This window comes from Vicingus serpentipes (genome assembly GCF_007993035.1).
In the GTDB taxonomy this organism is placed as follows: Bacteria; Bacteroidota; Bacteroidia; order Flavobacteriales_E; family Vicingaceae; genus Vicingus; species Vicingus serpentipes.
This window is the reverse complement of record NZ_VOOS01000003.1, coordinates 529,398-541,731: the sequence shown is the minus strand read 5'-3', so window position 1 is coordinate 541,731 and position 12,334 is coordinate 529,398. Positions and strand designations below refer to the sequence as shown.

The 12,334-nt window shown below is 29.9% G+C and carries 12 protein-coding genes; 6 read left to right on the top strand and 6 right to left on the bottom strand.

Annotated features, from left to right (window positions below; genetic code table 11):
- Window positions 1-2,288: PKD domain-containing protein (locus FRY74_RS08805; RefSeq protein WP_147100609.1), on the bottom strand; the 2,288-nt coding region annotated here is incomplete at its 3' end.
- A gap of 121 nt (window positions 2,289-2,409) precedes the next feature.
- The gene (gene rlmH, locus FRY74_RS08800; RefSeq protein ID WP_147100607.1) at window positions 2,410-2,880 is read right to left on the bottom strand and encodes a 23S rRNA (pseudouridine(1915)-N(3))-methyltransferase RlmH; all 471 of its coding nucleotides are present in this window, start codon (window positions 2,878-2,880) and stop codon (window positions 2,410-2,412) included.
- Window positions 2,881-2,984: 104 nt separating this feature from the next.
- On the opposite strand from rlmH, the gene FRY74_RS08795 reads away from it, so the two are divergent.
- From FRY74_RS08795 to FRY74_RS08775, 5 genes are read left to right on the top strand one after another with little or no spacing between them, the layout of a single operon-like run.
- The gene (locus FRY74_RS08795) at window positions 2,985-3,368 is read left to right on the top strand and encodes a DUF4783 domain-containing protein (RefSeq protein ID WP_147100605.1); all 384 of its coding nucleotides are present in this window, start codon (window positions 2,985-2,987) and stop codon (window positions 3,366-3,368) included.
- Window positions 3,369-3,385: 17 nt separating this feature from the next.
- The gene (nadC, locus tag FRY74_RS08790) at window positions 3,386-4,219 is read left to right on the top strand and encodes a carboxylating nicotinate-nucleotide diphosphorylase (RefSeq protein WP_147100603.1); all 834 of its coding nucleotides are present in this window, start codon (window positions 3,386-3,388) and stop codon (window positions 4,217-4,219) included.
- 3 nt (window positions 4,220-4,222) lie between these two features.
- A complete protein-coding gene (locus tag FRY74_RS08785; RefSeq protein ID WP_147100601.1) occupies window positions 4,223-5,155 on the top strand; it encodes a YihY/virulence factor BrkB family protein in 933 nt (310 codons plus the stop codon).
- Window positions 5,156-5,167: 12 nt separating this feature from the next.
- Window positions 5,168-5,728 carry a chalcone isomerase family protein gene (locus FRY74_RS08780; protein ID WP_147100600.1) on the top strand — a complete coding sequence of 187 codons (561 nt, stop codon included), beginning with the start codon at window positions 5,168-5,170 and terminating at the stop codon, window positions 5,726-5,728.
- An 11-nt stretch (window positions 5,729-5,739) separates the two neighbouring features.
- Window positions 5,740-7,152: a hypothetical protein gene (locus tag FRY74_RS08775; protein ID WP_147100598.1), complete on the top strand. Its 1,413-nt coding sequence runs from the start codon at window positions 5,740-5,742 to the stop codon at window positions 7,150-7,152.
- Window positions 7,153-7,154: 2 nt separating this feature from the next.
- Here FRY74_RS08775 and FRY74_RS08770 read toward each other — a convergent pair whose 3' ends face one another.
- Both FRY74_RS08770 and FRY74_RS08765 read right to left on the bottom strand, forming a co-directional pair.
- A complete protein-coding gene (locus FRY74_RS08770) occupies window positions 7,155-7,901 on the bottom strand; it encodes a head GIN domain-containing protein (protein ID WP_147100596.1) in 747 nt (248 codons plus the stop codon).
- Window positions 7,901-8,995 (bottom strand): acyloxyacyl hydrolase, encoded by a 1,095-nt coding sequence (locus tag FRY74_RS08765; RefSeq protein ID WP_170227991.1) that lies wholly within the window; start codon window positions 8,993-8,995, stop codon window positions 7,901-7,903. The genes FRY74_RS08770 and FRY74_RS08765 overlap by 1 nt, the downstream gene beginning before the upstream one ends.
- 27 nt (window positions 8,996-9,022) lie before the next feature.
- Between FRY74_RS08765 and mazG the strand changes: the two genes are divergently transcribed.
- A complete protein-coding gene (gene mazG, locus FRY74_RS08760; protein ID WP_147100593.1) occupies window positions 9,023-9,784 on the top strand; it encodes a nucleoside triphosphate pyrophosphohydrolase in 762 nt (253 codons plus the stop codon).
- Here mazG and FRY74_RS08755 read toward each other — a convergent pair whose 3' ends face one another.
- Both FRY74_RS08755 and FRY74_RS08750 read right to left on the bottom strand, forming a co-directional pair.
- On the bottom strand, window positions 9,785-10,786 hold the full coding sequence (locus FRY74_RS08755) for a PorP/SprF family type IX secretion system membrane protein (protein WP_147100591.1): 1,002 nt from the start codon (window positions 10,784-10,786) through the stop codon (window positions 9,785-9,787).
- Complete coding sequence (locus tag FRY74_RS08750) at window positions 10,783-12,324, bottom strand: PD40 domain-containing protein (protein WP_147100590.1); 1,542 nt, start codon at window positions 12,322-12,324, stop codon at window positions 10,783-10,785. Before FRY74_RS08750 ends, FRY74_RS08755 begins: the two co-directional genes overlap by 4 nt.
- Window positions 12,325-12,334: the final 10 nt, after the last annotated feature.

The window sequence follows — 12,334 nt, the reverse complement described above, 5'->3', positions numbered from 1 at the left end:
TGTGAACTCGAGGCTGCTCCTACTGTGTTCGATGATGTTACTGTAATATCAACACTATCAATTGCAATAGAACCACAGTTACCATCAACAATCAAATAAGCTCTTGGTGTTCCTGCTGCTACATATGTAACAGTTTCAGTTGCAGTTGAAGCACTTGTTGGTGAACCACCATTAAATACCCAATTATACCCAGTAGTATTAACTGATGATGAAGCATCAAAATCAACAGTTTCTCCAGCACAAATTGTAGTTGTGTTAGTTGATATTGTTGCTGTAGGTGCATCTAATGACATATGAGGTGAAATATAAACAGTATAAGGATTCCCAAACAACGCATCATAAGCAAACCATGCGTTACCAGAACCTGGGTCATAAACTGTATATGTTGTATTTGCTCCTGGGTCAAAAATACTATTAGATACAACACCTAATGCATCACCGTTATTAACATCGTAATTATGATAGCTCAATCCAACATAAAAGTCATTTGATCCAACATTTACAGCATTATCGAAAGGTAAATTTAATAACCCTTGACCTCCTGCACCTGCAAGAGTAGCAGCCAAATCTGCTAAAGTAAATTCAACAGAATCAAGAACATTTCCTGGTACACCCGAATTGTCATCCCAAACTTTCAATCTTACCGTTGCTCCATTTCCTCCATCAGCTACTCCAAACAAATAAACATCTGCACTAGTTACATAACTATAAGGAGAATTAGTAAGGTATTTTTCCGCTGTTGGTGTTAAATCATATTCGTTCATACCTGCTGCAAATCCACTTGCTGTAGAATAAATTCTTAATGTATCAGAATCTAAAATGTTTAATAAAGTATCACATGCTGCTGCATTAACAACGTTAATATAATTTGTTTTAGCTTCAGTATCTCCTCCAGCATTATCATCCGTAATTACTAATGTAACATTGTACTGCCCTGCTGCTGCATAAGAGATAGCAGGTGGGGTTTGTCCAACAAATGAATTTGGTGTTCCTCCTGGAAAAGACCAGTTCCATGATGTAATGTTATCTGGACTTTGTGATTGATCTGTAAAAGTAACACTTCCGCCAACATTAACAGTTGTAGGTGTTCCAACAAATTGAGCAGTAGTAACTAAAGTACTACCTAAAGTTGATGTAGGTAGTTCTGATCTTCCTGGTGAATTTGCAAAAACTTGAGTTACTCTTGCCTTTTGACCTTCGGTAAATAAGTTCATACAAGCATCATCAGAGTAATCCATATAGTTTTGTACCATGTCAGTAGAACCACATGAGACATGTGTTTGAGTACATCCATAGTTTGCAGCGTCAGATTCTGGAGTATCAGCAACAAAATCATCAGTTCCACAAGCACCATCACCCCATATGTGACGCAATCCTGCCCAGTGACCAATTTCGTGAGTTGCTGTTCTACCTTTATTAAATGGAGCTGTAGTTACACCTCCTGTACCAGTGTATGTATATCCTAAAACTAAACCATCAGTATTTGCTGAACCTCCATTAGCATTTAACCCTCCTAAACCAGAAGAAGATGGAAATTGTGCATAACCTAGAATCCCACCTTGTATTTGACACACCCATACATTCATCACCTCTGTTCTATCCCAATAAGTTGCCGGCTTAATTGTTGCGTCAATTGTTGCTGTACTGTAACCGTTAGTCGTATTGTTAATTCCAGCAATATCTGCAGTTGAAACTCTATTAATACCTGGTTCAGCTAAAGTTTGCCCAGCTAAAGGGTGATTTGAAGCATAACGCAATGCTGGTACAAAATTAATCTCTAAATCAGCAGCTACTGGTAAAAATGCAGCTGGAGTATTTACTGCATCAGCATTAAGTCTTCTAAAATCTTCATTTAAAATAGTAATTTGAGATGTTGCTTGAGCTTGTGAAATATTTCGTCCTTGGCCAACACTTTCAGTTGAATTATGAATAATGTGCATAATTACAGGAACAGTAATTACAGCTTTATTCGTATTCCCATTAGATAAACTAGCCTTATATGCAGCTACTTTAGGAGCTAACCAAGCCTCAAAATCTTCAATGCTTTCCATCTGAGGATTTTGCATTCTTTGAAGCTGTTCATACTCAGTAGAAAAACAACGAACCAAGCCATCAGGCGTTCTTTGTGCATTGTTAAGTAATTGCTGACTAATTTGCTCAAAATTTAATGGAGCCGTCGTTAAAGTCTGACTTTGTGGCGATTGTATATTCGGATTTTGAATTAGTTTTTGTCCGAACAACATAAACACCATAAAGAAAGAAAGTAACGAAAGTGTAATTTTCTTCATGATTTGTAATTTAGTTTAGTTTTATGTTAAAATTTTCCTTTTATGTGCCATAAATTTAAGAATTCATAACACTAAAAAAAGAATTAAAAATTAACAACTGTTGAAAACCTAACTAAACAAACTAATGGTGATGATACTTTTCTCCTTTTAAAATGGTAAAAGCTCTATAAATTTGCTCAACAAAAAACAATCTAACCATCTGATGAGAAAAAGTCATTTTTGAAAGAGATATTTTTGCATTAGCCCTAGAATAAATTTCTTCTGAAAAGCCAAATGGACCTCCAACAACAAATATTAAATCATTGCCTGCATTCATTCTTTTTTGAATGTAATTTGAAAAATTCATAGAAGTAAACTGCTCTCCATTTTCATCCAACAAAACCAAAAAGTCATTTAAATTAACTTTTTCTAATATTAACTTACCTTCCATTTCTTTTTGCAAAATAATGTTTGCTTTTTTACCTAATTTAATGTCATTAAGTATTATAAATTCAAAATTAACATAATGCTTCAAGCGTTCTAAATACTTTGTAATTCCATCTTTTAAATAAGTTTCGTCTGTTCTTCCAATAACTATTAACTTAATCTTCATTCGGCTAATTTAAAAATTATTATTTTTGAGCATACAAGTTATATGTTTAAGTTTTTTGTATGGCTTAATTGTTGCTAATAACTTCTCAAAAAAATAAAAGTAAAATGAGAAACCTTTTTTTAGGATTATTATTAATTATATCAACACATATTGTTGCTTTACCACTTAATTCTAATATCGTAGACGCATTAAAAGCAGGAGATGCAACTGAACTATCGAAGTTTATTGATTCATCTATAGACTTAAGTATTCCTGAAAATGAAGGAATGTTTAGTAAGACTCAAGGCACAATTATTCTTAAAACTTTCTTTTTTAAAAACAAACCTTCTGACTTTAGGGTTTTAAATAGTGGTGACGCAAAAAACAACACTCACTACGCAATAGGAACACTTGACACAGTAAAAGGTCAATTTAGAGTCTATATTCTTTACAAAGAAATTAATGGTAAGTCAACCATTGTTGAATTAAGAATAGAAACTGACGAGTAACTTTTCATAAAAAAATAATGTATACTGACGAATTAATAGAAATAGCTATTAAAGAAGATATTGGTGATGGAGACCATACCTCTTTAGCTTGTATCCCAAAAAATGCGATTGGTAAAGCACATTTATTAGTTAAAGAAGTTGGAATTATAGCTGGTGTTGAACTTGCTGAAAAAATATTCAAACGCATTGACTCAAATTTAATTTTCAATAAATTAATGAATGATGGATCACAAATAAAAAAAGGAGACATCGTTTTTACAATTGAAGGAAACCGACAATCAATTTTACAAGCTGAACGATTGGCTTTAAATTTTATGCAAAGAATGAGTGGCATTGCTACAACAACTTCTTATTATGTTTCCTTAGTTGATGGATTGAATACAAAAATATTAGATACAAGAAAAACAACTCCAGGACTTAGAGAAATAGAAAAATTAGCTGTAAAGATTGGTGGTGGGCAAAATCATAGAATAGGTTTATATGATATGATTATGATTAAAGACAATCACATTGACTACGCTGGAGGAATTGAAAAGGCAATAAAAACAACAGTTGAATACTTAAAAACCAACAATAAACAACTAAAAATTGAGATAGAAGCGAGAGATTTAGATGAGCTAAATCAAATTTTAAATGTTGGAATGGTAGATCGAATTATGCTCGACAACTTCTCTTACGAAGATTTAAAAACAGCAGTAAAGCTTATAGATAAAAAATATGAAACTGAAGCTTCTGGTGGAATTACAGATAAAACCATTAGAAATTATGCTGAATGTGGTGTTGATTTTATTTCTGTGGGAGCTTTAACTCATCAGATAAAAAGTTTAGACCTTAGCCTTAAAGCTATTTAACTAGTGAATAAACTTATAAAAAAAATAATTGCTACTGATTTAGTTCAAAAACCACTAGCCATTTCTAAAAAGTTAGTTTTGCCTGGTTTTGATAATATTCCGTTATTTGATGTTGTCGTATTTTTAATAAAAGGTTTACAAAAAAACTCTCTCACCACAAGAGCAAGTTCATTAGCATTCAGGTTCTTCTTAGCACTTTTTCCTACAATTATTTTTTTATTATCAATAATTCCTTTTATACCCATTGATAATTTTCATGCGCAATTAATGCTTTTAATTGAACAAGTTTTACCATCTAGTGCATACGAATTAGCAATTTCAACTATTGATGATTTAATTAATCATAAAAACTCTGAATTATTATCTTTTGGTTTTTTGTTTGCAATTTACCTAGCAAGTGATGGAGTTAATTCTATGATAATTGCATTTAACAACTCTTATCATGCGACAAAGGAGGCTAGTTTCATTCGTCAACGATTAATATCATTTTTATTACTTTTTATATTAACTATATTAATGGTTATAGCAATTGCATTAATTGTTTTTAGTAAAGTAATTATAACTTACCTTATATCTTTAGGTTTTTTAAATGATGGCATCTCTGTTATTCTATTAACCATTGGTAAATTTATTGTATTGATAGGTGTCTTCTTTTTAGGTATTTCGTCAATCTACTATTACGGAAATACTGGGAATAGTAAATTTAGGTTTGTGTCTGCAGGTTCAAGTCTTGCAACTCTACTTATCATGCTTTTATCTTGGGGATTTGCCTTTTACATAAACAACTTTGGAACCTATAATAAAGTTTACGGCTCAATTGGAACACTTATTGTTATTATGTTATGGTTATATTTTAATTCATTAGTTTTACTTATTGGATTTGAATTAAATTCAAGTATCGAACACGCTAAACAAACTAAAAACGAAAACATTTAAAACATTTTAATCATGAAAAAATTAATTCTTACAAGCATCTTTGTTTCTCTAATCACTTTAACTTTTGCTCAAAAAGAAATTGCTGGAGTTACAATACCTACTAAAGTAAAATTTGAAGAAACTTCATTAGCATTAAATGGAGCCGGAATTCGAGAGAAATTTTGGATAGATTTATATGTAGGAGGGCTTTACACTTCTCAAAAATATTCTGACGCAACAAGCGTAATGAATGATGATAAAACTATGGCTATTAAACTACATATTATTTCATCTATGATTACAACAAAAAAAATGGTTGATGCAGTTGATGAAGGTTTTAAAAAATCGATGAAAGGAAAACAAGCTGAATTAAAAGATGAAATCGAAAAATTTAAAGCTATTTTCACTCCAGAAATTAAAGAAAATGATATTTACGATTTAGTATATATTCCTAATAAAGGTACTGTAGTCTACAAAAACAGTAAGCCTTCGATTACAATTAAAGGATTGAAATTCAAACAAGCATTGTTTGGTATTTGGTTTTGTAACGAACCAGCTGATGATGATTTAAGAGATCAAATGCTAGGTAAATAATCTTTTAAATTATGCTCAAAAAAATTAAGCAAAATGAAATCTTCATTTTGCTTTTATTTTATACTATTACTGCTATTGTAATTCTATTTTCATTTGACGGGACTGGTGAAAATGGATCTGGAGACAGTGTATTACATTATTTATTTTCAAAATATTCTTTAAATAATCCAGCTTTATTTTTAGATCATTGGGCAAAACCAGTTTTTGTTTTATTATCATTCCCGTTTGCTCAATTTGGATTTATTGGCATCAAACTATTCAATGTAATCATAACATTTTTCACACTCCTTTACACTTATAAAGTAGCTGTTTCTTTAAACTTAAAACATCCAATACTTGCCCCTTTAATTCTATTATTTACACCCTTATTTTTTGTTTTAACCTTTTCAGGATTAACAGAGCCTTTATTCGCACTTTTTACGATTTTATCAACGTACTTATTTACTAAAAAAAAATACTTTTGGGGAATATTAATCTTATCATTCCTTCCATTTGTCAGGTCTGAAGGTTTAATAATAATTGGTGTTTTTGCTTTTTATTTATTATTAAAAAAACAATGGAAATGGACACCATTATTTAGCTTAGGACATATTGTATACTCTATTATTGGATATTTTTATTATCATGATATTTTATGGGTTTTTAATAAAATACCTTATGCTAAATTAAATAGCACATATGGAAGTGGTGAAATAACTCATTTTGTTCATCAACTTTTTTATGTCATTGGAGCGCCTATTTATATACTCCTTGTTCTAGGCTTTTTTTTCCTGATATATTCATTTTTATTTGGACATAATAAGTTGACTTTTAGCATCTCAAACACTTTAATACTTGGAGGTTTTCTTAGTTTTTTTGTAGCTCATTCTTTATTTTGGTATTTAGGAATATTTAACTCTATGGGGCTAAAAAGGGTATTAATTTCTGTTGCTCCATTTATAGCTATAATATGTTTAGTTGGATTTAATAGCAGTATTAATCTTATTAAAGAAAATAAACTAAAAATAATTGTTCAATTTATATTAATACTCGTAACCATACTTTTCCCTTTTTCGGGTAATAAAGCTGCAATAAACTGGAAACATGACTTCTCTTTATCTGATAGTCAACTATTAGCAAACGAATGTATTCTATACATAAACAGCATTAAAGATAAAAAAAGTACTTATGCATTTTCTGATCCATACCTAAGTGAAATTCTTTCCATTAATTATTTTGACAAAACAATAAGAAAACCTTTATCTTTTGAATATTTAAACCAAACTCAAGAAACAGATATAATTATATGGGATAACTGGTTTAGTTTTGTTGAAAATGGAATAACAAAAGAAAAAATAATGGGTTATGATAAATTAACCTTATTAAAAACTTTTAGTATTTATAATAATCGAGAAATTACTTATCTAGTTTTTAAAAAGAAATAATTCTACTTTTTAATAATTTCTCCAGATCCTGATTGGTCTGTAATATTCAATAACGGATTACCAAAGTAATTTACATTACCTATTGAACGCAATTCAATTCGTAACTCATCTAATGGATTTACAAAAACATCTCCTGTTCCATTACTACTTACATGAACTTTTTCTGAAACTATATCTTGACAATATACCCATCCATTTCCATTTGTATAAACATATAAAAATTTAGTAAACCCACTAATATTAAAATCTACTGGTCCAGTATGTTGTTTTAAATATAAATTTTTTGAATTTAATTCTAGATTAATCTTTCCTGTCCCCTCTCTTGAATCTATTGTAAGTTCAGGAAAGTCTAATATTCCATTACTGGTTACATCTCCAAAACCAATGTATTCTATATTTTTAATATTTGGAACACTTAAATAAACAGTAATCAAATTATCATAATCTCTTAAAAAGCTACACTTATTTTCACTCGAAATTTTTAATGTTCCATCCTCAACTTTGGTTATTATTCTCGATAATAAATTTTCTCCTCCTACAGCTACTATAGATATATTGCTATCTTGAATTATTTGTAAGTTTATATTATGATTAAGGAAAATCTTATCAAAATATTCTGAAGTTGTTCTATCTTCTGTTACAATATTTCCAGCTCCTTTTATACATGCAGAATCTTTATCACAACTATTGAGCAAGCATATATAAATTATTGCTATTAAATATTTTACTATTTTGTTTTTGTAGATCATTATTTTAACTTAAATCCAATTCCATATTCAATAAAATCAGCTACAGCGTAATGTGTTTTTAATGATAGATTTAAAAATAATTTATCAGAAACAAAATAACGAGAATTTAACTTACTATAAATATTCCCATTGTCTTTATATGCTGTATAAGCATAACCTCCAACTTGTAACTGTAAAGTTAATTTACCTAAAGTCAATTGATAGGCACCATGAATTCCAAATCTAAAATTACCTATTGTTCCTTTATCTTCATTTTGAACTCTTTTTATTAAAGGTTCTAAAGATGTGTTATAAAAAACATCTGTTCCTCCTCCAAAACCACTTTTATTTGATGTGGTTTTAATCCATTGATAAGCAAATGAATATACTAAATATTTTTTACCGCCAATTGGAGGTATTTCTTTTACTCCTCCCGAAACTGCAACAAAACTATTCCATTTTTTTTCTTTGTTTACTTCATTAAATGGAACAAGCTGTTTCTTTTTTCCAAAATTATACCCTATACCACAATTTACTGACAACAAATTAATTCCCAAGTTTGGTCGTTTTAACGAACCATTGGAAAAGTGAGTTAATGACAAGCCTAAAGAAGTATTAAAACGTTCATTTATTGGCAAGTTCCATAAAGAGTTTACAAAAATTAAAGCGTTAAAGTGAGATCCTATTGTTAAATTTTTATAGTTAGTTTCTCTATCAAAAGGTTTCTCTATGTATCCAACCCCAAAACCAAACTTTAGATTCCATTTTATTTTCCATTGGTTAAGGGGTATTTCTACAAATGGTAATATACCAAAAGCTTTACCTAAACTTTCATCATTACCAGTATTGATAATCATAGTTGAAATACCAATTTTCGGATTGTTAAAATATTGTTCCCATTGTCTTTCACCAACTGTGTTCTTATACAGCGAAAGTTCAAAAATTTGAGTATGACCTTTAATTACTTCATTAACTAAAGGTTTATGAGGAGCAATAAAACCATGATGAAAAGTTCCTTTTATTCCTAGATTATGAAAATCATCTTGGGCAAAACCAATTTTGAAAATAAAGAAAAAGGCAAAAAATAACCGATATTTGAAGCATAGCTTAATCACAAAGCAAAAATATAATAATAAGTTGATATGAAACAGGAAGCAGAAGCATTTGTAAGATTACTCAATATAATGAACGATTTAAGAGCTAAATGCCCATGGGATATGAAACAAACCATGCAAAGCTTAAGACACTTAACCATTGAGGAAACTTATGAGTTAACCGATGCTATTCTTGACAATGATTTAGAAGAAGTAAAAAAAGAATTAGGTGACTTAATGTTACATCTAGTCTTTTATGCAAAAATTGGTTCTGAAACTAATAGCTTTAACATTACTGATGTTTTAAATGGAATTTGCGAAAAATTAATTCATCGTCATCCTCATATTTACGGAGATGTTGAAGTTACCAATGAAGATGAAGTTAAAGCAAATTGGGAAAAACTAAAATTAAAAGAAGGTAAAAAATCAGTTTTAGAAGGTGTTCCTAAGTCTTTACCTGCATTAGTAAAAGCAGTTAGAATACAAGATAAAGCACGTGGTGTTGGCTTTGACTGGGACAATAAAGAGCAAGTATGGGAAAAAGTAAATGAAGAAATAGAAGAGTTTAAAGTTGAAGCTGATAAAAAAAGTGATAAAATGGAAGATGAATTTGGAGATGTTCTCTTTTCATTAATAAATTATGGACGTTTTCTTAATCTTAACCCAGAGGATGCCCTTGAAAAAACTAACAAGAAATTTATAAAGCGATTTCAATACTTAGAAACCGAATCGGCTAAAGATGGCAAAAAAATGGGTGAAATGACTTTAGAGGAAATGGACGTTTATTGGAATAAAGCTAAAGCTTTGTAATTAAAACTTAGCACATGGTGCAAAGAATTTACGATTTCGTTTTTTCTTGCGTTTACTTGCAACTTCGTAAATAATAGAAATTTCGTGCGATCCAGCTGAACTTGATACTAACCTAGAAATCGTAGCATCATAGCTATAACCAATACTTAAATTTGATTCTGGAATTACATAACCTAGAATTATGGCTACAGCATCATTATTTAAAACTCCTTGATAAGATTTTACCAAAGGAATACCTCTATACCAAAGACCGAAAACAAGTGGCTCTTGGGTATAATAAACTCCTAAATCTAACTGATCAAACTTATGTTGAGCTTTGTAATGAAAGGCTAAATTAAAATACTTAGCAGCACTTCTTTTATTTCCATCGTCAATATCAAATTTATAACCTCCATGCATAGAAAGTTTTAAATACAAAGGGCTTTCATTGTTAGTTAGAGATTGATTTGGTTGATTCATATGATTTACTGCAATTCCTCCCCAAAATTTGCTACTATAAATCAATACTCCACTGGTTAAATCTAAATATGATGTATTTTGAAGCAATAAAGACTCTGTGGTTGCAGCACCATCAGTATAAAGTTGATCATTGAAAACCAATTCAGAAAAATTAATACCTGTTCTTATGTAATTAAATTTTAATCCCGCTTGAATATAAACCTGTTTCTTCAAAAGAAATCGATATGAATATAATAACCCTAACTCAGTAGTACTTAAACCAGCTGTACCTGCCTGTTCTCTCGCAAAAACCAATCCTAACCCACTATTCATATCAGCTAAATTATAATCGTATGAAAAAGCAAAATTATTATAATGCCCAGGTATGGCTGTCCATTGATTTCGATAAATTGAAGCAAAACGATGTTGAATTGTTGAACCAGTAAATGCAGGATTTAGATACAACGGAGCAGCATTAAATTGAGTAAATTGCATATCCTGTGCTCCAATTTTAATAACTGAACACAAAAAAACAAAAAGAAATATGCTTATTAATTTTCTCAATTTTTAGGCTCTAAAGTAAATTTAATTGGTGTATTACTTTTGATGTCAAAATCTAAATCATCTGTTTTGGGGTGATAACCATCTGCTTGAATTACATAATTATAAGCTTTACCAGGCTTAACTAACATTATAAATTTACCCGTTCCATCTTTTGATTTATAGATACCTTGAATCGAAGCTGACTCTATATCTATTAAAGTAATCTTAGCTGAAATAGGCTCTTTATCTTCCCCTAAAACTTCACCTTTTATAACTGTAAGTTTTTCAAATTCATCATTAAGTAGAACTTTATATATATCTTGACCTCCGTAACCACCTTCTCTCAAAGAAGAGTAATATCCAGTTTTTCCATCGGCTGCAATCACAAAAAATATATCATGATTAACACTATTAATCGGGTAACCTAAATTTTCAGGATTAGTCCATTCTCCAGATTCATTTAGTTTAGTTTTAAAAATATCGTACCCTCCCATATTTTGATGTCCTGTTGAGCTAAAATACAAAGTTCTACCATCAGCGTGAATAAACGGTGCATCCTCATCATTTGATGTATTTATTGTTGGTCCTAAATTTTGAACCATCCCCCAACTTCCATTTGGTAATCTTTCAGCCTTATAAATATCCTTACCTCCATAACCACCATCTCTATCACTCGAAAAGTATAGAGTTCGTTCATTTGGAACAATAGAAGCACTTGATTCAATGTATTTAGAATTTATATTTGAAGGTAATTTTTTAGGAGTCTCCCACTCATCTAATCCCATTCTACATTCATATAAATCTCCGGAAATTAAATCATCATTTGTCCTAAAAATAAATAATAATTGACCATCTGCCGAAAGTCCTGCTGATGCATCATTAGTTTTTGTATTTATTCCGTTTCCTAATTGAATTGGTTTTTGCCATTCTTTACCAATACTTTTTGATGAATAAATATCTTCAAAAAATCTTCCATTCGGATCTAATAAATTCCCTGTGCTTTCAGGTCTTCTTGATGTAAAAACCATAATCTCTTCATCTGCAGAAATTAATGGAACATATTCATCATATTCAGTATTTACATTTGAACCTATATTTATAATCGAAACATTTCTTGGATTCTTAATAACTGTCTCTGCATATATAGATTTTGCAATTAAACTATTTACTTCTTCATTTGTTAAATCTTTATCTCCAATTATTAATTTATATGCATTATAATAATTTATTGCTTTTTTAAATTTTTTATCAGCATGTGCTATAGCTGCTTTATATCTGAATATTTCTAAACTTACAGCACTACTACTTTTAATGAAAAAAAACTCAGCCTTTTTAAAATCTTTCAATTCAAAATTGCATACACCCAATTTATAATTTACTGTTTTATTTAATGAGTCTAAATCATAAGCTTGATTATATAGCTTTTCGGCTCCAAAAAAATCTTGCATTTCAAATCGGTCATCAGCAGATTTAATAATTTTTTTCAAATCTGGAGATTGTGCTTTTACAGATAAAAACACAGCACAGTTTAAAATTAGTAAACTAATAATATTTTTCATTTTATATCTT

Coding starts and splice junctions, on each gene's coding strand:
- rlmH (WP_147100607.1), bottom strand. CDS start 2,880: ATGAAGATTAAGTTAATAGTTATTGGAAGAACAGACGAAACTTATTTA.
- FRY74_RS08795 (WP_147100605.1), top strand. CDS start 2,985: ATGAGAAACCTTTTTTTAGGATTATTATTAATTATATCAACACATATT.
- nadC (WP_147100603.1), top strand. CDS start 3,386: ATGTATACTGACGAATTAATAGAAATAGCTATTAAAGAAGATATTGGT.
- FRY74_RS08780 (WP_147100600.1), top strand. CDS start 5,168: ATGAAAAAATTAATTCTTACAAGCATCTTTGTTTCTCTAATCACTTTA.
- FRY74_RS08775 (WP_147100598.1), top strand. CDS start 5,740: ATGCTCAAAAAAATTAAGCAAAATGAAATCTTCATTTTGCTTTTATTT.
- FRY74_RS08770 (WP_147100596.1), bottom strand. CDS start 7,901: ATGATCTACAAAAACAAAATAGTAAAATATTTAATAGCAATAATTTAT.
- mazG (WP_147100593.1), top strand. CDS start 9,023: ATGAAACAGGAAGCAGAAGCATTTGTAAGATTACTCAATATAATGAAC.
- FRY74_RS08750 (WP_147100590.1), bottom strand. CDS start 12,324: ATGAAAAATATTATTAGTTTACTAATTTTAAACTGTGCTGTGTTTTTA.